This is a genomic window from Desulfatiglans anilini DSM 4660, from assembly GCF_000422285.1.
Lineage (GTDB): Bacteria > Desulfobacterota > DSM-4660 > Desulfatiglandales > Desulfatiglandaceae > Desulfatiglans > Desulfatiglans anilini.
The window spans coordinates 137,508-158,210 of the sequence record NZ_AULM01000005.1; the positions used below are offsets into that span (position 1 = coordinate 137,508).

The following is a 20,703-nucleotide window of genomic DNA, read 5'->3' on the forward strand; positions in this document are numbered from 1 at the left end:
GATGGCGTTAACGGATATCGAATACATGGCCTTGGAGGATTGTGTCGGCCCTGAGAACATCACGCGTGAACCGGCTATCCTTGATACCTACAACCAGTGCTGGGGGCATAAAGCCGTATTTGACCAGAAGTTTTCAACACGTCCGGCTGCGGTGGTCCTGCCGGGAAGCGCGAAGGAGTGTCAGGCCGTCATTAGAGTGTGCAATAGATACCATATTCGCTTCAAACCCTTTTCTTCCGGATTTGAAATCATTTCTCTCGCTCTCGAAAACGAAAAGAGCATCCTTTTGGATCTCAAAAGGATGGACCGGATCATCGAAATAGACGTCAAAAACATGCACGCGGTGGTGGAACCCTACGTCAATATATACAGGCTGCAAAGAGAAGCCATCAATTATGGTTTGACGGTTGGATCTATCGGGGCGGGACCCAGCGCCGGGGTGATAGCCGGCTCCTGCTGCCACTTCGGTGCGGGGACCACGATGGTCAGCACCGGGGGCCTTGGCCGTAATGTCCTTGGCGTGGAATGGATCCTGCCGACCGGAGAGATTTTTCTGACAGGTTCGGCGGAGACAGGCGCCGGCTGGTTTTCCGCCGATGGGCCTGGGCCGAGTATGAGAGGGATTTTGCGGGGTCGCTCAGGTGCGAATGGCGGACATGGAATCATTTCGAAGGTGAGCGTGAAGCTTTACCCGTGGCATGGAAGTCCAGATCTGAAATTTGAGGCGGAGCCGGGTCGGCCGCCTTCGGCAAAGTGTTTGACGCAGGTTCCGGAGATGTACAAAACGTTCGTCATCCTGTTTCAAAGCCAGGATCAAATGTTCGAAGCGTTGAGCAGAATCGGGAGGGCGGAGCTTGCCTCGGCTCTCATGGGTGCCCTCATGTTCCCGTATGGTGAAGGAAATGACGAACAGTGGCAGGCGATACAGGAGATGCGTGAAGCCGGCATGAACTTCACTGAAGTAGCCAGCAAAGGAGTGGCTCTGGTCATTGGCGCCGAGACAAAGCGGGGGCTCGAATATCGTGAGAAATGTCTTCTGAAGATCGCCGAAGAAATGGGTGGCCATCCATTGCCCTTGCCCCCGTCCGAGCAGGCCCGGTTCTTTTCTGCAGCCACCTGGCACTTCGGTTTTGTTACTGCCGCATTCAGGCGCACGGGAGATTTCTTCGTCTCTCCCACCGGTGACGGCAGCCCCGACATGATGCTGAACCTGAGAAAGGAAGCAGAACGGCTGCTTCAACCCTATATGGACAAAGGATTGCTTCAGCAGCTCGGCACCGCCGAGATGTTCCTTATCCCGAGCGAGCACAGCTCTGTCGGTTTTCATGAGGAAAATGTTTCATTCTATGATCCCTGGGATGCCGATTCGCTTCAGGCCCTCCGAGAGGTCGCCCAGGCCTCAGAGGATCCGAACGGTGATTTCAGACGCTTCGGGGTGCCCCATCTTGGGGGAGGTCTTCAGGTTGAATTCAAGAGTCATGTCCATCAGAACTGGGGGCCTATCTATGACCATTATGACGTTTGGCTCAGGAAGATCAGGGATATGCTCGACCCCAACGATGTCGGGGACTGGTCTGGCTATATCCCAGCGATTTTTCCATAGGCATTTCGCTGGCAACCGGGCATCGGAACGCGGGTAAACAGTAACTCCGATGCGCCAGTGAGCTTTTCATGAGGAAGAGGAGCGGCAGTTGGCTTTAGCGGTAATGTGCACGCACCGCTGGAGCCGCACTGCGAATGCACGCTGCAATCGAAAGATGGCGACCATCTGCACTTCCAGCCCCTGATAGAGAACATACGGATTTTTTGTGGACATTTTGATTCCGATCATTTCATCGGCTTGGAAGGAAATCCACGCGAATTCCGCGCTCCAAGATTCCGGAAATTTGAGAACCGGATGAGCTCTGTACTATGCGGGAGGACATGCAACAGAATCTGAAAGGACATTGGAGATGAGAAAATCAGTCAATATCAATAGGGCTTTCCATCGATTCGAATCAGGGGATAAGCCCGCCGCCTGCTCAATATTCAAAGGAGCCTAGCCATGGGACAGGATCGGATTCTTGTTTTAATGGAGCATGAAAACGGCGGCTTGGCCCCCATTTCATTGAAGCTGCTGACGGTTGGAAAGGCGCTTGCGGAAGGCTGCAGCGGAGTCCTCTGCGGGTGTGTCATGGGGCGCGCGCCTGGTGACGTTTCGGAGGAAACAGCCCTTTACGTGGACGAGGTGTACACGCTCGATGACGCGAACTTCTCATCCTACCAGGCCGATCTTTATGCCTCGGCCTTGGAAACCCTGGTAAAGGCCGTCAAACCATCCGTCCTGCTGATGAACCACAGTTACGAAAATGTGGAGCTTGGGCCGAAGGTTGCCCACAGGTTCAACAGTGAATTCGTCCCCGATTGTGCGGAAGTGGAGTGGGGGGAAGAGGGCAGGCTCCTTTGCACCAAGCCGGTTTACGGCGGCCGCGCCATCGCTGTCATCGGAGTTCACGGCGTGCCCGGCGTGGCCACCATGAGGTGTATGACACAAGAACCTCTTCCCCGCCAAGGCGCGGAGGGGAGAATCATCCTATTCGATGTTGCGCTGGATTCCTCCCTCGCCCGGTCAGAGACCCTCTCCGTGGTGGAGGGGGAGAGCGTCAACCTCGGGGGGGCCGAAGTCATCGTCTCGGGAGGCAGAGGCATTGGTAGCGTGGAAGGGATCGAGCAGTTGCAGAAACTGATCCATCTTCTGCACAAGCGCTTCGGGGCGGTGGAGCTTGGAGCGAGCCGTCCGCTCGTCGACAACGGCCTCCTCCCGCACGCTCGTCAGGTCGGCCAGACGGGGGAGCGGGTGAGTCCGCAGATCTACTTTGCGATCGGTATATCGGGTTCCACCCAGCATCTCTCGGGGATGATCGGGTCTCGAAAGATCGTGGCCATCAACCAGAGCGATGAGGCCCCCATCTTCGGGGTTTCGGATTATGGGGTTGTCGGCCGGTATGAAGAGGTGCTTCCCGGGTTTATGCGGAAGCTGGAGGAGATGGTATGAAAACGCTCACGATCATTGTCTGTCTCAAGACGGTCTCCGATCCGGAGGGCCCCATCTCGGCTTTCGAGGTTCAGCCGGAGGAAAAACGCGTCCTGGCGAAAGGGATCCCACCGGTCATCAACCCCTATGACGAGAATGCGCTGGAGCTCGCCCTTCGGCTTAAAGATCGTTGGCGAAGCAGAATCGTCGCGATCAATGTCTCCGCGAAAGCGGTTGCTGCGGTGCTGAAAAAGGCCCTGGCAGTGGGGGTGGATGATCTGATCCTGGTCGAGAACCCCGCCTTCGATGATTTGACGAGCGAAGCCGCTGCCAGGGTGCTTTCCGCGGCGGTTGAAAAGGTAGGGGAATACGACCTGATCCTCACCGGCAGGCAGAGCGCCGACTGGGACTCCGCGCAGACGGGCCTTCTGCTGGCGGAGATGCTTGCCATCCCGGCGATCAACCTTGTGAAGGGCGCCGAGATTCTGGAAGGCCGGGTCGAGGCGGAAAAGCTCAGACGCATAGGCTTCGAAACGGTGCGCGCCTCTCTGCCGGCCCTCCTCACGGTGAGCAGCGAAGCGGGTGAGCTCCGGATGCCTTCCATCAAGGCGGTGCTCGAGGCCCGCAAGAAGCCCCTGACAAAGTGGACCGTGCAGGATCTCGTTTTAGATGTCACCGCCCTCAGGACAAGAAACATCGTGTCGCTCTCAGCGCCTCCTTCGACTGCCAGACAGTGCGTTTTTATCGAAGGAGGCTCAGCGGAGGAGAAGGGGGAAGATCTTGCGCTGAGGCTGAGGCAGGACGGTCTGATATAACGGATTGAGGTTGAACCATTCTTATGAGTGGATTGCTTGTTCGAACTCTCGCTTGGAGTTTTTCACGACTTATGGAAAGGCGGTGCTCATGAAAAAGGTCTCATTGAAGGTAAACGGACGACGATACCAATTCATAGTCGATTCTGAACGCATGCTTTTAGACCTTCTACGGGAGGATTTGCACCTGATCGGAGCAAAACAGGGTTGCGATCGGAAGGGGCAGTGCGGGGCATGCACTGTTCTCGTCGACGGCAAGGCGGTGCGCTCCTGCATCAGCAAGGTGGCAGATCTGGATGGAGCGGAGGTCTGGACTGTGGAGGGTCTGGGTACGCCGGACAACCCCCATCTGATTCAGGAGGCCTTCGTCCTCGCGGGAGCGATCCAGTGCGGGTATTGCACCCCCGGGATGATCATGGCCACGAAAGCGCTGCTCGACGGCAATCCGGATCCGGATGAGGGGGAGATAAAGAAGGCCTTTGCACGGAATCTGTGCCGATGCACCGGCTATAAAAAGATCATCGAGGCCGTCAAGCTGGCGGGCAGGTTCATCCGCGGCGAGATCAGCCCGGATGAGGTCAGGCCCGATCCTCGAAGCGGGACGATCGGAGTCTCCCACCCCAGGCCCTCGGCGATGCTGAAGGCGTGCGGCCTGGCGCAATTCTCGGCGGACATCCAGATGCAGGGCGCCCTTGAAATCGCCGTTGTGCGGAGCAGCGAACATCATGCCCGGATCCAATCCATCGACACCTCGCAGGCCGAACAGATGCCCGGGGTGGTCGGTGTCATGACCGCCAAGCACATCAAGGGCAGCAACCGGATCAAGCTCATATTCGATGACCAGCCCGTCCTATGCTCGGACAGAGTCCGCTGTCTCGGGGATCCCATCGCAGTGGTGGTGGCAGAAACCAAGGCCCAGGCGGAGGCCGCCGCTCAAGCGGTCAAGGTCGGCTATGATCCGTTGCCGGTGATGATGACGCCAGCTGAAGCCCTTGCCGACGGCGCCCTGCAAATCCACGACGAATACCCGAACCTCTGCTGGGCCCAGCCCCAGATCAAGGGGGATGCCCAGAAGGCCCTGGCCGAAGCGGCTGCGGTAGTGGAAGCCGATTTCTCCACCCAGATGAACCACCAGGCCCCTCTCGAACCCGAGGCCTGTGTAGCCTACCTCGAAGGGGAGGGGGAAGACGCTCTGCTCGTGGTGATCGGCCGAAGCATCATGATTCACAGCCACATGGCCATGCTGCAGGGCGCTCTGGGATGGGAGAACATACGCTACGAAGAGGCCTATTGCGGAGGGCAATTCGGCATCAAGGTCGCCATCACGTCCGAGGCCGTCGCCGGAGCGGCCGCCCTTCATTTTAGAAGGCCTGTCCGCTACATACCGAGCCTTCACGAATCCATGCTCCTCACCTCCAAGCGCCACCCCTTCGACATGAAGGTGAAACTGGCCGCGGACAAGGATGGGAAACTCACCGCCTTCGTCAATGACTTCACGATCAACAACGGCGCCTATCAGATTTTGGGCATCGTGGTGGGACTGAGGGCCCTCCAGATGCTCTCCGGTTCCTACAACATCCCCAACGTCGAGGCGATGGCGAAGCTGGTCTACACCAATGACGCCGCAGGGGGCGCCGCCCGAGGGGCAGGGCCGCCGCAGGTCGCCTTCGCCCTGGAATCGGCCATGGATATGCTGGCCAAGAAGTTGGGGCTCGATCCGTTTGAATTCCGTCTCAAAAACATCCTTGTCCCGGGTCAGAGCGTTTCCACCGGAGCCATCGTGGAGGAGTGGCCTTTTCAGGGGCTATGGGAGGACCTCCGGCCCCATTACGAACGGGCCAGGAAGGAGGCTGCCGCCTTCAAGAACGGCCCCATCCGCCGCGGAGTGGGCCTGGCCTGCCACTCCTTCGGGATAGCGGAGCCGGGGGACGCCGCCATGGTGGCGGTGGAGCGGGACCCCGATGACGGCATCACCATCTACGCCGCAGCCGCCGACCCGGGTGAGGGGAACGATTCCATGCTCACTCAGATTGCAGCCCATCTGCTGAATCTGCCCTTCGAAAAGGTGCGCCTGTGCACCCGGAGCACCGAGCACACGACCGAAACCGGTCCTGCGGCAGGCAGCCGGATCACCTACATGGTGGGGGGAGCGCTGCTCAACGCCATCGAACAGATGAAGGCCACCATGGCAGAGGCGGGGGGTTCCGGGTACGAAGGGCTCCAAAAGGCGGGTAAACCGACCCGCTTTATCGGGAAGAAGAGTGTGGCCGAGGGGCCCCTGGACCCTCAAACCGGATTGGGCTCCACCTTCGAGTCCCAGGTCCACAATATCCAGATGGCGGAGTTGGAAGTGAATACCGATACCGGGGAGGTCAAGATCATCAAGATGACCACCGCCGTGGACCCCGGGGTGGTAATCCATCCCAAGAACCTGGAAGGGCAGCTGGAGGGGGGCATGGACCAGGGTGTGGGCTTCGCACTGAGAGAGATTTACGTCCACGGTGAGACCAAGGACTGGGTCACCTTCAAATTTCCCACCATGAAGACCGCCTTTGACATGGAGGTGATCACCCCCAGGGAAACCCCCCGGAAAAATGGGCCCTTGGGGGCGACCGGCATCGGTGAGATGACCATGGTTTCGACGGCTCCTGCCGTCACCAATGCCATCCAGGACGCCTGCGGCGTCCGAATCTACGATCTGCCGGCCACGCCGGAGAAGATCAAGGCCGCCTTGCTGAAAGGGAAATAAGGGCTATGGCGAAAGCCGAAGAACCTCGCCCGCTTTCGGGTCACCCCAACCGGAAAGTCCGCACGATTGCGGGGTCGCAGATCGTCTTCGACGGAGAAGGCTTTCTGCGCAACCCAGAGGACTGGTCCGAGGAGATGGCCCGATTGCTGGCGGCTGAAAGCGGCCTGAAGGAATGGGGGGAGATCCACTGGCAGGTGATTCGTTTTATGCGAGCCTACTACTTTCAACATGGCCGCGCACCCATGAACCGGGATTTGAAGGCAGGGGTCAAGATGACGCTCATGGACCTCGAGGCGCTTTTTCCGGGCGGGATCCGCGGGGGAGCAAGGCGGGTGGCCGGTCTACCGAATCCAAAAACCTGTGCGGGTTAGAGGTTATGAGGGAACCCATCATTTATCTGGACAACGCGGCCACGACTTTTCCCAAACCGCGCGCCGTCCTGGAACAGATGCTTGAAATCTATAGCCGGATGGGGGTCTCCCCCGGACGGGGAAGTTACGATCTGGCTGTTGAGGCGGAGGGTCTGGTCCAGGAGACGAGGCGAAAGGTGGCCGCATTGTTCAGGGCCCCGGATGCGGACCACGTCATTTTCGCCCAAAACGCTACGGATGCCTTGAACCTCGCCCTGCAAGGGATCGTGAGGCCGGGCGATCATGTGCTGTCCACCCGCTTGGAACATAACTCCGTCCTGAGGCCCCTCTACCACCTTCGTCAACGGGGATGGATCGAATACGATCTAGTCCCCTTCGATGGGGAAGGGTTCGTGGACCCGGACGCCATTGCGTTGGGCATCAAGTCCAACACCCGTTTGGTTGTCGTCTGCCATGCATCCAACGTGCTCGGCACGGTTCAAACCATTCCGGAAATCGGCCGCATTTGTGCGGAACGGGGCGTCCCTCTGATCATCGATGCAGCTCAAAGCGCAGGCGTCATTCCCATCGACATGGAAGGCTGGGAGGTAGCCGGCGTGGCGTTTACCGGGCACAAATCCTTGCTCGGCCCGACCGGCATCGGCGGGCTGGCCTTGGATCCGAAGCTGGAAATCGCGTCCACCCGTTTCGGCGGTACGGGCGTGGATTCCAAGAGCCTCGTTCACACCCAGACCTTCCCGCACCGACTGGAGGCGGGAACAGTCAATCTTCTGGGGATCATCGGCCTTTCAGCGGGCATCGATTTCCTCCTGGCAGAGGGGATCGAGGCGGTTCATACACATGAAATGCGGCTCCTCGATAGATTGTACGAGGGACTCTCACAAATCGATCGGGTCCAGGTCTTCGGGCAATTGGGCGACCCTTCTCGCCACGTGGGGCTTCTGACCTTAAATATCAAGGAAATTTCACCGGAAGACGCGGGCATGATCCTTGATGCCGATTTCAACATCGCGGCTCGCACCGGTCTGCATTGCGCGCCACTGGTCCACGAAAGGTTCGGGACCTACCCGCATGGCGCTGTCCGCTTCAGCCTGGGCCCTTTCAACACCCTGGGAGAGATCGACCGTACCCTGGAGGCGATGGCCATGATCGCCCGTTGAGCAGTTGTGCCGCGCGGCGCGGGGTCTTTAAGGGTTCAGACTCTCTATTGCTTCTGCGATTTGAGATATCATTCCGGGCCCATCCGAGGATCCTGGATGCACACCTGCCAGGCAGTTTCCATCTCAAAATGCTCCTTTTGTCTTCAGAACCTATCCGGAGCAGATCAGGATCAGCGGAGAAGCCCGATCTTGCCGGACATGCCTTCTTGACGTATGGGCCAACAGCGAAAAGCCCTCAAAATCAAGCGGATTTCGCAGCCCAAGGTTGCCCCCAAACGCTGTTGAAAAGAAAGCGAAACGGACTGCAACAAAAGTCCCATCCTGTGTGAAGCTTCGCCAATCCAGCGTTTCAAGCGGGGATAACTGGGGAGAGGTAGGAATTGAAGCTCTTCGATTGTCTGCGGGGGCCTTTTGGGGAGGTTGAGAATCTTGCTGAGGCCCGGGGCCAACAGGACATTAGGAGGCTTGTTTTTTTTTCTGCTTACATTCTGCTTACATTTTTTCGGGGCACAAAACGTGCGTCTAGCTATAGCAAAAAGGGGCTGGCTTTTTGGCCTAACCTCTTGATTTTACTGTGGCGGAAGTGCATGGGAATCGAACCCACCTACCAGGGTTTTAGCCCGGTACACCGGATTTGAAGTCCGGGAGCCCCACCAGTGAGCTTTCCACTTCCAGAACGACGCGCACCCTGACTCAATTGTAGCGATGCACGTGGATTTGTCAACAGGACACGCCGAAATTCAGGGCCTCTGCGGGGAAGCCGGCCGCATCGCGGTTCAATGCGTCACCGTAAAAGGATTTTCCGGCCCAAGCGTTCATCGACCACAACCGCATTTCCTGCGCTGAAGGCGTTCCCACGGCGGCCCTCCGCTGAAACGGGGCGCCTGCACCAGCGCCGCGACATGGAAGAGTTCTCTCGCTGAAAGCCGGAGGACCCCATGCGGTTCCGGGCGGCTTCAGCGCGCCGACCGGTCGATGATGATCTTGAGGATGCGCCGTATCGGCTCGGCCGCCCCCCAGAGGAGCTGATCGCCGACCGTGAAGGCCGCCAGGAAGCGGGGCCCCAAGAGCATCTTTCGAATCCTGCCCACCGGGACCTTCAACGTGCCGCTGACGGCGGCAGGGGTCAGCTTGGCAAGGCTCGCGGGTTTTTCGTTCGGCACGACTTCGACCCAGGCGTTGGCCGTCGCGATCATCCCGCTGATTTCATCGAGGGGAATCTCGCGCTTCAGTTTGATGGTCAATCCCTGGCTGTGGCAACGCATCGCGCCGACCCGCACGCAAAGCCCGTCGATCGGGATCGGGGGCGAGGCGCCGAGGATCTTGTTGGTTTCGACGTAGCCCTTCCACTCCTCGCGCGTCTGGCCCGATTCCATGGGGCTGTCGATCCAGGGGATGAGGCTCGCCGCCAGGGGCGCCCCGAAATTTTCTGTCGGGAAGGCCGTGTCGCGAAGCTTTTTCGTCACGGCGCGATCGAGATCGATGGCCGTGGCAGCCGTGTCCTTCAGGTAGGGGCGACCGGCGTCGACCAGGTCGACCATCTGGGCGATCAGTTCCTGCATGTGCTTGGCGCCCGCGCCGGATGCGGCCTGATAGGTCATGGAGGAGATCCACTCCACCTCGCCCTGCGCAAAGAGGCCGCCAAGCGCCATAAGCATGAGGCTGACCGTGCAGTTGCCCCCGACATAGGTCTTGATCCCCTGGTCGAGACCCTTGTCGATCACCGCCCGGTTGACCGGGTCGAGGACGATGATGCTGTCTTTCTCGAGGCGCAGGGCGGAGGCCGCGTCGATCCAGTACCCTTTGAAACCTGCCGCACGGACCTGCGGATAGACCTTTTTGGTGTAATCCCCGCCCTGGCAGGTGACGATGATGTCGAGGTTCTTCAAACGCTCGACGTCATAGGCGTCCTGAAGGGGCGGAATATCCAGCCCGACGTCCGGCCCCTGTCCTCCAACGTTGGAGGTCGTAAAAAAAACCGGCTCGAACCCCGAAAAATCTTTCTCTTCGATCATCCGGCCCATGAGGACCGACCCTACCATGCCGCGCCAACCTGCAAAACCAATCCGTAGCATCTGTGAAAACCCCCAGAATCTTGAGCGAAATATAAGGGGACAATATAAGAGGGTTGCCAGGCTGAAGCAAGCAAAAAGGCGACCTGAAAAAAGGGAGGGGAGGGGAATGCCCCAGGCACGAGACCGCTGCAACGCACGCGATCCCTTTGGCGGTTTTGGGCAAATGCCGGGCGCATCGGCAAGACACCGGGGCGGACCACCGGATCGAGTGAAGCGGCGCGGGCCGGGGTCCGTCGGGATGCATAGGCCAGAACGATCAGCAGGCTGACTTTCAAAGGAGAAAGAGGCTCAGCGCCGGCCAGTAGGTGATGACGAGCAGCACCAAGAGGAGAAGGATCAGCCACGGCAGGGCGGCGCGGTAAACCTCGATCACCGGCCGTTTGAAGCGGGCGCTCGCGATGAAGAGATTCAGCCCCACAGGGGGCGTGTTGTAGCCGATCGCGAGATTGGCCAGGAAGACGACCCCGAGGTGAAACGGGTCGATCCCGAAGCGTGCGGCAAGCGGTGCAACCAGAGGCACGATGACCAGGATCGCGCTGAAGATGTCCATCAGGCAGCCGACCGCGATCAGGAACAGATTCAAGACGATGAGAAACCCCAGCCGGGACTGGATCGTGCCTTGGAGGAATTCCAGGACCCTGGCCGGGATAAAGGCGTCGACCATGTAACTTGTAAAGGCAAGCGCTGCCGCGAGCACGATCATGATCGCGCCGACCATCTGCATGCTTTCGACCATGATGCGCGGCAGTTCTTTGCAGGGATCGAGCTCTCGGAAAACCAGGATTTTTACGGCAAGGACATAGACTACGGCCAGGGCTGCCGCCTCCGTTGCCGTGCTGAGGCCGCTGTAGATTCCGAAGAGGATCAGAAAGGGGAGGGGCAGTTCCCAGGCGGCGCCCCGAAGGGCCGCAAGGCACTCGCCCAAAGAAAAGGCGCGGGGTATGCCTCCGGAGCGCCTGCCGCTCCAGAGGGCGTAGGCGCATGGGACGGCAAGGAGGAGAAGCCCGGGCAAAAGGCCTGCCAGGAAGAGTTTTTCTATCTGCACGCCTGCCACGAACCCGTAGAGGATGACAGGGAGGCTCGGGGGAAAATGGATCCCCACGCTCCCTGAGATGGTGAGCAGTCCGAGGGAGAAGCGCTCGGGGTACCGCTCCCGCAAAAACATCGGCAGAAGAAGCCCTCCGAGGGCGACGATGGTGATCCCGGTCGCCCCTGTCAGCGCTGTAAAGAGTGCGCAGGTGACGAGCGCCACGATCCCCAGGCCGCCGGAAAGCCACCCGAGAAGACTCTGCGAAAGGCGGACAAAACGGGCGGATGTCCCTCCCTGTGCGAGCAGGTAACCCGTAAAGGTGAAAAGGGGGATGGCGAGTAGGACCGGAGCGTTTGCCAGGCGGTCGATCTCGACTGCGATCACGGTAAGAGGAACTTGTCCAGCATGAAACCCGAGCATCGCGGCGACGAGGATCCCGGCAAAAAGAGGCAGCCCCATCAAGAGAAGGCCGAGGAGGAGGAGGATCAAAACGGTCAAGGCGGCGGCCCCCCCGCTTTCCCAAGCATCCTTTCAACCGCTCGGAGCAGAAAGCGCAGACCGATCAGTGCGAACCCGGCCGGGAGGACAATCCGGGTCGTCCAGGAGGGGATTCCCCCCAGGAAAGGTTTTCCGATCTGCATGTCAAGACGGATGTAATCGAGGCTCACCATACTCATGATCCCGCACACGATGGCCGCCCCCATCCCGAGCAGCACTTCGCGGATACGCGCGAGTCTCTTGGGAACTAGGACTGAGGCGAGGTCGATGCGGATATGGGCGTCCATCCGGGTGGCGGCCGAGGCGCCGATAAAGGTCACCCACAACACCAGGAGGCGCACGGTGGGCTCGGACCACTCGAGGTGCCCCATCATGCGGCTGGCCCACTCGCTGCCGGCGTGGGTGTAGAACCCGCGCAGCAATACAGTGGAGAAGGTGCAGAGTACCATTGCGCCCAAAGAGATGACCAGGATGAGGTTTTCGACCACGGTCAGGGCTCCGCTGATCCGCCCGAGCTTCCCTGGGCGTCTGTCAGCGTGGACCGGCGGTCCCGTGTCCTTTGCTCTATTTTCCACCTCAGAGCCCCTGCAATGGTTGAAGATCGGTCATGAGACCCTCAAATTCAGAGTCCCTGCAATGGTTGGAGATCGGTCATGAGATCTTCGAAAACGCCTTTCTGCCGTGTTACTTCATCCAGTGGAATGCAAAGGGCGCCTGGCCGGGCCACATCCCACAAAATGTCACAAACCCTTTATCCGGCCATTTTTCAACGGCCCTCGCACAAGGAAGTTTCCACACGAAAGCCGCTCAGCCGCTCGCTGTCTTGGCCAAACGTCCAAGAACGGAAAACACCCTAAGCCTGAAATAAGCCGACTTGACATCTCTTGCGCCCTTTCACTCCTGGGGAGACGGCCTGCGCCCGAGGAGTCGATAGACCTCATCGAGCAGTCCAGCCGGGTAGAGTTTGCCTTCGAGCCTCTGAGCCACACGGCTGTGAATGGCTTCGAAGGGGAGGAGTTCCTCGCCGGTGGGAGCCGCGACCATTTCTACGCCGGCGTTCTGGAGCGTCCTGGTCGTTTGTTCGATCTGGCGGCGGATCTGGCCGGTGAGCTGTTCCATGGCGGGAGGAAAGGTTTCGCTGAGTACTTTTGCCAACTCGGGGGGCAACCGCTCGAAAAAAGAATTCGACAGCAGCACGGCGGCATTGGCATAGGCAAGGGGGAGGGCGGACATATAGCGGAGGCTCGTTTGCCACTGGAGCGCGAGCGCCCCCATGGGCGGTGCGTAAACCGTGTCGATCATGCCGGTGTTGAGCGCGGTGGAGACATCCGTGATCGAGAGCCGGATGGGGTGAAGCCCCATGGCGCTGAACGTTTCATTCGCGACGGGGTCTCCCGACCACGCCCAAATTCGGGCCCTTTTCAGATCGTCTATGGTGTGGATGGGCGCCTTTGAAAACAGGTGGACCGGACCGATCTCCGCCCAGGAGATGAACCGGAACCCCTCGCGCGAGAAATCCTCGGCGAAGCGAGAGGTGAGCCCCGCCCTGACCCGATCGACATCCTCCGCATCCCGAAAGAGCATGGGGAGATCCAGGACCCTCACCGAAGGCAGCACGGCCCCAAGCCCCACCCCGGAAAAGGCGGCGCAATGCAGTTGCCCGATGCGGATCTTTTTCAGGACATCCAGTTCATCCCCCGCGATCCCGCCCGCGTAAATCAGGAACCCGAGGCATCCATCGGTCCGCTCCCGCAACTCGGCGTCGAGCTCGTTCATGGCCTTGAGCCAGGCTGAACCCTCCGGTGCGACCGTGGCGAATTTGATGCGGTATTCCTGCCCGGCGCCTGTTGCAAGGGACAACGGCAGCAGACACAAAAGAAGGGTAAAGAGAACCAGCCGTTTCATCACAGAATCCTTTCAGCCGAACGACACAAGCCCTTGAACCGGTCTAGAAGAAGAGTTCCTGCCGGCGGGAGAGCAGCGCCCGGGCTTTTTCCTGCACGACAGCATTGATCAGGCACACATCCTCGAGAACCTTGGGCTCGTCATGGATGATCCCCTCCAGCAACTGGGTGAAGAGGTCCCGATTCTGCGTCTTCACAGCATATTCGCGCGCATACAGATAGGGGGCGAGAAAAAAGCGGCCGTTTCCGGCCGTCATCGCCTTTTCGAAGAGGGCCGCGGCATGATCGAGGTTACCCCCAAGCAGGGCGGGTTTGGCCGCCTCCTGCATTGCAGCGAGCAGGTAGGGCGTTCCGTGAAACAGCCTGGGGTTTCGATCGAGGAAATAAGCGAGATAATCCTGTGCAACAGGAAGCTGCACCAGCGCGTCCGGAAGGTCCCGGTTGAGGTTGAGCCAGCTGAACCATGCGAGAGTCGCCCAGAAAAGGGATTCATCCCCTCGTGCAGCGTTCCACGGGCCCCTTTGGAGCATCCTATCCAAGGGAGGAGGGGGCGTTTCCGGCAGGGACACCTCGAAGCCCAGCCCCTTGAAACCGTATCGGCTCGCCCGGGCGTAAAGCGGTGCGGCGCGTGCAGGCTCCTCGTCTTCGACAAAAAGCATGGCGTATCCGGCAAAGCCCATGCAGAGGGTATCCAGAAGCCGATCGTAGCCGGGCGCCTCTCCGAGCAACCCTTCCAGGAGCTTCAACTGTGCAGGGAGCGCCCCGCGCGCGAGCTCCGGATCGCATTCTTCGAAGATGGTGCGGTTCATGTGCCCCCAGAGGGAAGGCGTGCTTCGGAGCGCAATGGCCGCGCAGCCCGCTGCACTCAGCATGAACATGGGAAGCAGCAGAATCGCCTGAGGGGTGCTGAGCCATTTTTTCATGATTGACCTCATTGAAGACCTCAGCCGAGTGTCCGTCCGGAAATGATCTCCCGCTACAAGCCAGTTTCAAATACGGAAATGAAAATTTTTTGCCGATATCAAGGAAATCGAGCATTTGCGCGGAGGCGACCTAGTGGTGGCCGCACAACCAAACGTGCAGATTGACGCCGAGATGGGCAAAAAAGACCCTTTCCGGATGGAAACCAGCCTACCGGAAATCCCCGGGCAGGCGCAAGTCAGAAGAGAGCCGCCCCTGGACCCGGTAGGCGCTTCCATCGTGCAAATGGCAATGACTTCAGTATTTTGTAGATTTTTGTCCCGGAATCAAGTATTCTGTTAAACAGGACTTATTGTCGAACCTGCGAGGTTATCAAATGATGAAAATACTCCTTGTTGGAAGCACAGGAATGCTTGGCACCGCCTGCAGCCGCATTCTTGGGGAAGATCATGAGATCGTCGCTCCGCCGAGCAAGGAACTCGATATGACGAGATGGGACGTGGTAATCGAGACCTTGGACAGGGTCGGCCCTGACATCGTCATCAACTGCGCCGGCTATACCGATATGGAAGGATGCGAACAGGATGAAACGCTCGTCCGCAAGATCAACATCGAGGGCCCGAGGAATTTGGCACAAGGCTGCGCGCGCTTCGAGTGCAGGCTTCTTCACCTGTCGTCCGACTGCGTTTTTGACGGCCGTAAAGAAACCCCTCAGCCGTATTTTGAAGACGACCCGCCCAACCCTCTCTCGGCCTACGGCAAAAGTAAGCTGGACAGCGAAATAGCGGTAAAGGAAAACGTGCCCGCCTACATTATTGTACGTTCGGGCTGGGTGTATGATTTGACCAGCCGCGGCTTTATGCGCAACGTCATTCGGCAGGCCCTCGAGTCCCCCGGCTCCGTCATCCAGGTTCCTGCGCTCGAGATGGGCGCCCCGACCTGGAGTTATCGCCTGGCTGTGCAGATCCGTGAGCTTGTGCGCTCCGACTCCCATGGGACCTATCATGCAACGGCGGAGGGCTGCTGTACACGGTTGGAATACGCACAGGCCGTCCTGAACCTGCTCGGTCTTAAAGCCCTTGTGGAAGAACGGCCGCCGGGGAGTTTCACGCCCCTCATAGAACTGCCGGTCAACAGGATCCTCGAGAATCGGCGTCTCAAAAAGCAGGGGATCCATGTCATGGCGGACTGGAAGGAGGATCTGGAAATCTTCCTGAATGCCTACGGTGAGGCCCTCATGCAGGATATCAGAGCGGAAGGCCGCGGCGGAATCGCCGCCTGAGTGGTCCGGCTATGAGTAAATGGCTGTTATGGCTCCTGGGGGCGGCCTATGCCGTCTGCCCTTATGATCTGGTGCCCGATTTCCTGCTAGGCCCCGGCTGGATCGACGATATCCTCCTGTTGGGGGCCATCTGGTGGTATGTTTCTTCACTCCGGAAAAAACGGGTGTGGCAAAGCCGCGGCGCGGAGGAGGCGGGTTCGTACGGACCGGGCGGTGCGTCGGGAAGAGGCCCCGGCAGCGACAGGACGTCTGAAAACAGTCGACGGCAGGCAGGCGTACCCTCTCCGTATGAGGTCCTCGGGGTGGAGCGCAATGCTGGGCAGGATGAAATACGATCCGCCTATCGAAGGCTTGCCGCGCAGTATCACCCGGACAAGCTGAGCCACCTGGGGCAGGAGTTTCAGGCCCTTGCCGAAAAGCGCTTCAAAGAGATCCAGGAGGCTTATGAAACGCTCAAAGCCTCCGGCCCAGGACAGCCCCCTCATAAATAGCGTTCTTGGCGCTGCTCGGCTCTCTGCAGTCGCCGATCTGATGGACCTCGTATCCGGTTTCGGCTATCTCGTTGAAAAGACGGTCGTCCGGCTGATTGCCGATCGCGACGACCACGCGCTTGGCCGGGACGGTAAACGGCTCCCCTGTCTCACCCTGAATATCGGCCCCTTTGCCGCCGATGCGGACGAGGCTGTGTTTGGTGTACGCCTTTACGCCGCGGGCCTTCAGTTGGCGCAGAAGGATCTTCCGTGTCATGGTCTCGAGGCCTGCTCCCAACTCGGCCAGTTTTTCGACGATCGTCACGCGGCAGTCGTTTTCCGCCAAATGGAGCGCGATCTCACAGCCCGTCGGCCCTCCGCCCACGATAACGATCTCCTTTCCAAGGGGACGGGCGCCGTTGAGGGCTTCGGCCGGAAAAATCACCATCGGGTGGTCGATCCCTTCGACCTCCGGGCGGATGGGGCGCGAGCCGGCCGCCAGAACGACTGCATCAGGCTGTTCGCGCCGGATGGTCTCGAGGCTGGCCTCCTCGCCCAGATGGCAGATGACCCCGAAGCGCTTGATCTGGGATTCTTGAAAACGGATGAGGCTCAGGAGTTCGCGTTTGTATGCCGTCACGCTTCCCAGCAGGAGCTGCCCGCCGAGGACCGGGGCCTTTTCGTAGAGATGAACCTCGTGGCCCCGCTGCGCGGCGACCCAGGCCAGGTTCAAGCCGCCCGGCCCCCCTCCGATGACCAGGATCTTCCTTCGCACCTCGGCAGGGCGGATGACCATTTCCTTTTCCCTGCCGAGCGTCGGATTCACCAGACACTCCACGCGTCCGCGCCGGAAGATCGATTGCATGCAGGTGTTGCAGGCGATGCAGCGGCGGATCTCATCCAATCGCCCTTCCATGGCCTTGCGCGGCAGTTCGGGGTCGGCGATGAGCCCCCTTCCAATGCAGACGAGGTCGGCGACCCCTTTGTTGAGCAGGTCTTCGGCAAGCTGCGGATCGTTGATGCGCCCCACCGTCATGATGGGGACCTGGATAGCCTCCCGAATGCGGCTCGCCGCTTCCGACAGACATGCCTGCTCCATGAACATCGGCTGGCAGATCCACTCGGGCGTGGCGTCGTTTCCGGCTGACACCTGAATGACGTCCAGGCCGGCCGGGACGAGGATCTTCAAGATCTCGATGCTCTCGGGGACATCCAGCCCTCCCTGGACGAACTCCTGCGCACTGATTTTGAACGACAGAGGAAAATCCGGCCCGATGCGCCGGCGGAGTTCGAGAATGATCTCCTTGGCAAACCGCGCACGGCGTGCGATGTCCCCGCCGTAGGCGTCTTCCCTGATGTTGGAGAACGGGGAGAGGAACTGGTTGATGAGATAGCCATGGGCCCCATGGAGCTCGATCAGCTCGAAGCCGGCCTCGACCGCACGCTCGGCGGCGCGGCCGAATCGCTGGACCAGATCCTGAATGGCCGCGGTGGTCAGGGGTTCGACATCCCCCCGGATGGTGGGGCAGGGCAGGGGGGAAGGCGCGAGGGGCTTTCGGCCGATGACCCTGGCAGAGGTCTGGCGTCCGCCATGATGGATCTGTATAGCCGGCACGGCCCCTTCCTCTTTGATAGCGCGGGCGATCTTCGAAAGGCCCTCGATCAGCCCATCGTGGTCGATGCGGGCCTGGTGGGCCGAAACGACTCCCTCCGGCGCGACCGAGCAGGCCTCCATGATCACCATCGCAACACCCCCGGATGCCCTGCGGCGGTAGTGTTCGATGGCCCGTTCCGGGATGTGCCCGCCTTCCTCGATCAAAAAAGAAGCCAGGCTCGGCATGACGATCCGGTTCCTGAGCTCGAGCTCACGGATGCGGAATGGGGAAAAAAGCGTTTGCATGCGTCTTTTCTCCTTGAAGTCTGCAGGGTTGGTAGAACCGCATCATAAAAAGTGCAGCGATTTTTTGTCAAGCTCAAGCGTACCCGCCCGCCTCACATGCCGAGATAAGCCTCCCGCACATGGTCATTCGCCAGGAGCGCCTTGCCCGTCCCCTCCAGGACCACCCGCCCGTTTTCGAGTGCATAGGCCCTATGGCACATCTTGAGTGTTTGCGTGACGTTCTGCTCCACCAGCAGGACGGTGACACCCTCCCCGTTTATACGGCCGATCATCGAGAGGATTTCCTGCACCAGAAGGGGGGCAAGCCCCAGGGACGGTTCATCGAACATCATCAGCCGGGGGAGCCCCATGAGCCCCCGGCCGATGGCGAGCATCTGCTGCTCGCCCCCCGAAAGGGTTCCGGCCATCTGTTTGCGCCGCTCCAACAGGCGCGGAAAGAGCTGGTAGACATGTTCGACGGTTTCGTGCCGCTGTGCCTTGGCCCTCCTGCAGAGCGACCCCATAAAGAGGTTTTCCTCCACGCTCATCTCGGAGAAGAGGCGGCGGCCCTCCGGCACGTGGACGATGCCGTGCTCGATGATCTGATGCGGCGGCAGCCGATCGAGCCGCAATTCCCCGAAACGGATCCCGCCTTTCCTGGGTTTCAGGAGGCTCGAAATCGTCCGGATAACCGTGGATTTGCCTGCTCCGTTGGCGCCGATGAGGACCAGGATCTCCTTTTCGTTCACGTGGAAGGAGACGTCCCACAGAACCTGCAGATCACCGTAGAAAACGTCAATGTCCTGCACCGTGAGCATAGTCCTCCCCCAGATAGGCTTCGATGACGGCAGGGTGATGCGCCACCTCATGTGGTGTCCCTTCGGCGATGGTCTGTCCGAAGTTGATGGCGTGAATGCGGTCCGAAATGGTCATGATCAGTTTCATGATATGTTCGACGACAATGAGTGTAACCCCCCTGTCCCTGATTTTGCGGATGAGGTCGATCGCCGCTTCGAGCTCGGAGGGGTTCAGTCCGGCGGCGGCCTCGTCGAGGAGCAGGAGGCGGGGCTGCGTCGCAAGCGCCCGGGTGATCTCCAGACGCTTCCGTTCGCCGATCGGCAGGCCTTTCGCCAAGTCGTCCTTTCGGTGGATCAGGCCGCAAAAAGAGAGGGTCTCGAGCGCAATCTCCCGCGCCTCGTGTTTCGTCCGCGCATGAGAGAAGGCCGCGGCGATCACGTTGTCCAGGACGGTCATCCGCTTGAGGGGCTTGACGACCTGGAAGGTGCGTCCAATGCCGAGGCGGCAGATCTTATGGGTCTTCAGGCCGGTGATGTCCCTGCCCTGGAAGAGGACCCTTCCGTTCGTCGGGGTGTGGTAATGGCTGATCAGGTTGAAGAGGGTCGTCTTGCCGGACCCGTTTGGACCGATCAAACCGAAGATCTCTCCCTCGGCGACCTCGAAGCTGATGTTCTTCACGGCTGCCAGGCCCCCGAAGAGCTTGACCAGATTTTTGACCTCGAAGAAATTCATCCGGGCACCTTCCTTTGACGCGTCCCTGTGAAGATTCTTTTGATCCGGCTCCAATCCCCTACGATCCCGTTCGGGAGGATCAGGATCACGATCACGACCAGCACCCCGAAACCGAGCACGTGCGCCTCCATAATGAATTTTGCCGCGGTTTCGACGGCGGCGGAGCCGGTAAGGGCAGCGAGCCCTTTAAAAAGGCCGAAGAATCCGGTCCTGAAGAACTCATGCACGGCGACCATGACGAAGGCCCCCACAACCGGGCCGTACAGGGTTCCGACACCGCCGACGATTCCGACCAGGATCGCCATGATCGAGATGTCGTGCAATGAGAACACCACCTCCGGGTCGATGAACCCCATGTAGTTCATATACAGGGCTCCAGCCGTCCCGGTGAGAAACGCGGCGATGTTCAGGGAGCACATCTTGTAGTAGTGCGTGTCGATCCCCAGGCTTTCGGCGGCGTCCTGATCCTCACGGATGGAGATGAAATAATAACCCCATTTCGAGGCCATGATAAACTGGACACTCAGGACGGAGATTACGGCCATCCCGAGCGCTATGTAGTAGTAAGGGATCTTGGACACGAAGCTCTGCATGATGAGCAAACCCACCATGCCGCCCGTCAGCGGCTCCCAGATCGTCGCGATGTGGCGCATGACCTCGTTCAAGGCAAGGGAGGCCAGGGCGAAGTAGGCCCCTCGCAGCCGGAAGCAAATCCAGCCGAACGGAAAGGCCACTGCCATCGCTGCGATGCCTCCGAAGGCCATCGCCCACCAAGCCGAAAGCCCCAGCTTGTGCACGAAGAGCCCCGCCGTGTAAGCGCCCGCCCCGAAAAAGGCCGCATCACCGAATGAAACCTGGCCCGTGTATCCGGCGATGACGTTCCACCCTGTGCCGATGGCCACCCACATCAGCACGAGGATCATCAGGTGCTGGTAGTAGCTGTCCTGAACGAGAATGGGGAAGAGGATCAGAAGGACAAGCAACAGAGGTGGTGCAAATCGTTTCATGG

17 protein-coding genes and 1 tRNA gene are annotated in these 20,703 nt (G+C 59.7%); 8 read left to right on the forward strand and 10 right to left on the reverse strand.

What is annotated here, in order from left to right; translation table 11 throughout:
* Window position 1: 1 nt before the first annotated feature.
* The 6 genes from H567_RS0107305 (at window position 2) to H567_RS0107330 (ending at window position 8,105) form a co-directional block, all read left to right on the forward strand.
* Window positions 2–1,603, forward strand: coding sequence for an FAD-binding oxidoreductase (locus H567_RS0107305; protein WP_028320899.1), 1,602 nt, complete (start codon window positions 2–4; stop codon window positions 1,601–1,603).
* A gap of 441 nt (window positions 1,604–2,044) precedes the next feature.
* Window positions 2,045–3,034, forward strand: a complete 990-nt coding sequence (locus tag H567_RS0107310) for an electron transfer flavoprotein subunit alpha/FixB family protein (protein ID WP_028320900.1) — start codon at window positions 2,045–2,047, stop codon at window positions 3,032–3,034.
* Window positions 3,031–3,828 carry an electron transfer flavoprotein subunit beta/FixA family protein gene (locus tag H567_RS23605; protein ID WP_051184583.1) on the forward strand — a complete coding sequence of 266 codons (798 nt, stop codon included), beginning with the start codon at window positions 3,031–3,033 and terminating at the stop codon, window positions 3,826–3,828. The genes H567_RS0107310 and H567_RS23605 overlap by 4 nt, the downstream gene beginning before the upstream one ends.
* Window positions 3,829–3,916: 88 nt before the next feature.
* On the forward strand, window positions 3,917–6,574 hold the full coding sequence (locus tag H567_RS0107320) for a molybdopterin-dependent oxidoreductase (RefSeq protein ID WP_028320901.1): 2,658 nt from the start codon (window positions 3,917–3,919) through the stop codon (window positions 6,572–6,574).
* 5 nt (window positions 6,575–6,579) lie between these two features.
* Window positions 6,580–6,945, forward strand: a complete 366-nt coding sequence (locus tag H567_RS0107325; RefSeq protein ID WP_051184584.1) for a TusE/DsrC/DsvC family sulfur relay protein — start codon at window positions 6,580–6,582, stop codon at window positions 6,943–6,945.
* Window positions 6,946–6,950: 5 nt separating this feature from the next.
* Window positions 6,951–8,105, forward strand: a complete 1,155-nt coding sequence (locus H567_RS0107330) for an aminotransferase class V-fold PLP-dependent enzyme (protein WP_028320903.1) — start codon at window positions 6,951–6,953, stop codon at window positions 8,103–8,105.
* 575 nt (window positions 8,106–8,680) lie between these two features.
* On the opposite strand, the gene H567_RS0107335 is transcribed toward H567_RS0107330, so the two are convergent.
* The 6 genes from H567_RS0107335 to H567_RS0107370 all read right to left on the reverse strand — a co-directional run bounded on the left by H567_RS0107335 (window position 8,681) and on the right by H567_RS0107370 (window position 14,535).
* Window positions 8,681–8,778, reverse strand: a tRNA-Sec gene (locus H567_RS0107335).
* Between the two features lie 283 nt (window positions 8,779–9,061).
* On the reverse strand, window positions 9,062–10,180 hold the full coding sequence (asd, locus tag H567_RS0107345) for an aspartate-semialdehyde dehydrogenase (RefSeq protein WP_028320904.1): 1,119 nt from the start codon (window positions 10,178–10,180) through the stop codon (window positions 9,062–9,064).
* A 271-nt stretch (window positions 10,181–10,451) separates the two neighbouring features.
* Complete coding sequence (locus H567_RS0107350) at window positions 10,452–11,708, reverse strand: TRAP transporter large permease (RefSeq protein ID WP_028320905.1); 1,257 nt, start codon at window positions 11,706–11,708, stop codon at window positions 10,452–10,454.
* Window positions 11,705–12,283 carry a TRAP transporter small permease gene (locus tag H567_RS0107355; protein WP_028320906.1) on the reverse strand — a complete coding sequence of 193 codons (579 nt, stop codon included), beginning with the start codon at window positions 12,281–12,283 and terminating at the stop codon, window positions 11,705–11,707. The genes H567_RS0107350 and H567_RS0107355 overlap by 4 nt, the downstream gene beginning before the upstream one ends.
* Before the next feature lie 319 nt (window positions 12,284–12,602).
* Window positions 12,603–13,613: a TRAP transporter substrate-binding protein gene (locus H567_RS23610; protein ID WP_051184585.1), complete on the reverse strand. Its 1,011-nt coding sequence runs from the start codon at window positions 13,611–13,613 to the stop codon at window positions 12,603–12,605.
* Between the two features lie 43 nt (window positions 13,614–13,656).
* Window positions 13,657–14,535 (reverse strand): TRAP transporter TatT component family protein, encoded by an 879-nt coding sequence (locus H567_RS0107370; protein WP_028320908.1) that lies wholly within the window; start codon window positions 14,533–14,535, stop codon window positions 13,657–13,659.
* 374 nt (window positions 14,536–14,909) lie between these two features.
* On the opposite strand from H567_RS0107370, the gene H567_RS23615 reads away from it, so the two are divergent.
* Both H567_RS23615 and H567_RS29810 read left to right on the forward strand, forming a co-directional pair.
* Window positions 14,910–15,815 carry an SDR family oxidoreductase gene (locus H567_RS23615; protein WP_084517002.1) on the forward strand — a complete coding sequence of 302 codons (906 nt, stop codon included), beginning with the start codon at window positions 14,910–14,912 and terminating at the stop codon, window positions 15,813–15,815.
* 11 nt (window positions 15,816–15,826) lie between these two features.
* Window positions 15,827–16,306 (forward strand): DnaJ domain-containing protein, encoded by a 480-nt coding sequence (locus H567_RS29810; RefSeq protein ID WP_035253635.1) that lies wholly within the window; start codon window positions 15,827–15,829, stop codon window positions 16,304–16,306.
* Here H567_RS29810 and H567_RS0107390 read toward each other — a convergent pair.
* From H567_RS0107390 to H567_RS0107405, 4 genes are all read right to left on the reverse strand, one after another.
* Entirely contained in the window at window positions 16,269–18,185 is a 1,917-nt protein-coding gene (locus tag H567_RS0107390; protein WP_028320911.1) for an oxidoreductase, read from the reverse strand. The two genes, H567_RS29810 and H567_RS0107390, sit on opposite strands and share 38 nt — an antisense overlap.
* A 92-nt stretch (window positions 18,186–18,277) precedes the next feature.
* Window positions 18,278–18,982: an ABC transporter ATP-binding protein gene (locus H567_RS0107395; RefSeq protein WP_028320912.1), complete on the reverse strand. Its 705-nt coding sequence runs from the start codon at window positions 18,980–18,982 to the stop codon at window positions 18,278–18,280.
* Window positions 18,960–19,694 carry an ABC transporter ATP-binding protein gene (locus tag H567_RS0107400; protein ID WP_028320913.1) on the reverse strand — a complete coding sequence of 245 codons (735 nt, stop codon included), beginning with the start codon at window positions 19,692–19,694 and terminating at the stop codon, window positions 18,960–18,962. Before H567_RS0107400 ends, H567_RS0107395 begins: the two co-directional genes overlap by 23 nt.
* Window positions 19,691–20,701: a branched-chain amino acid ABC transporter permease gene (locus H567_RS0107405; protein WP_028320914.1), complete on the reverse strand. Its 1,011-nt coding sequence runs from the start codon at window positions 20,699–20,701 to the stop codon at window positions 19,691–19,693. Before H567_RS0107405 ends, H567_RS0107400 begins: the two co-directional genes overlap by 4 nt.
* Between the last annotated feature and the right edge of the window lie 2 nt (window positions 20,702–20,703).

What these genes read in the sequence shown, in the direction of transcription:
- H567_RS0107305 (WP_028320899.1), top strand. Translation starts at nt 2, where the DNA reads ATGGCGTTAACGGATATCGAATACATGGCCTTGGAGGATTGTGTCGGC.
- H567_RS0107310 (WP_028320900.1), top strand. Translation starts at nt 2,045, where the DNA reads ATGGGACAGGATCGGATTCTTGTTTTAATGGAGCATGAAAACGGCGGC.
- H567_RS23605 (WP_051184583.1), top strand. Translation starts at nt 3,031, where the DNA reads ATGAAAACGCTCACGATCATTGTCTGTCTCAAGACGGTCTCCGATCCG.
- H567_RS0107320 (WP_028320901.1), top strand. Translation starts at nt 3,917, where the DNA reads ATGAAAAAGGTCTCATTGAAGGTAAACGGACGACGATACCAATTCATA.
- H567_RS0107325 (WP_051184584.1), top strand. Translation starts at nt 6,580, where the DNA reads ATGGCGAAAGCCGAAGAACCTCGCCCGCTTTCGGGTCACCCCAACCGG.
- H567_RS0107330 (WP_028320903.1), top strand. Translation starts at nt 6,951, where the DNA reads ATGAGGGAACCCATCATTTATCTGGACAACGCGGCCACGACTTTTCCC.
- asd (WP_028320904.1), bottom strand. Translation starts at nt 10,180, where the DNA reads ATGCTACGGATTGGTTTTGCAGGTTGGCGCGGCATGGTAGGGTCGGTC.
- H567_RS23610 (WP_051184585.1), bottom strand. Translation starts at nt 13,613, where the DNA reads ATGAAACGGCTGGTTCTCTTTACCCTTCTTTTGTGTCTGCTGCCGTTG.
- H567_RS0107370 (WP_028320908.1), bottom strand. Translation starts at nt 14,535, where the DNA reads ATGAAAAAATGGCTCAGCACCCCTCAGGCGATTCTGCTGCTTCCCATG.
- H567_RS23615 (WP_084517002.1), top strand. Translation starts at nt 14,910, where the DNA reads ATGATGAAAATACTCCTTGTTGGAAGCACAGGAATGCTTGGCACCGCC.
- H567_RS29810 (WP_035253635.1), top strand. Translation starts at nt 15,827, where the DNA reads ATGAGTAAATGGCTGTTATGGCTCCTGGGGGCGGCCTATGCCGTCTGC.
- H567_RS0107390 (WP_028320911.1), bottom strand. Translation starts at nt 18,185, where the DNA reads ATGCAAACGCTTTTTTCCCCATTCCGCATCCGTGAGCTCGAGCTCAGG.
- H567_RS0107395 (WP_028320912.1), bottom strand. Translation starts at nt 18,982, where the DNA reads ATGCTCACGGTGCAGGACATTGACGTTTTCTACGGTGATCTGCAGGTT.
- H567_RS0107400 (WP_028320913.1), bottom strand. Translation starts at nt 19,694, where the DNA reads ATGAATTTCTTCGAGGTCAAAAATCTGGTCAAGCTCTTCGGGGGCCTG.
- H567_RS0107405 (WP_028320914.1), bottom strand. Translation starts at nt 20,701, where the DNA reads ATGAAACGATTTGCACCACCTCTGTTGCTTGTCCTTCTGATCCTCTTC.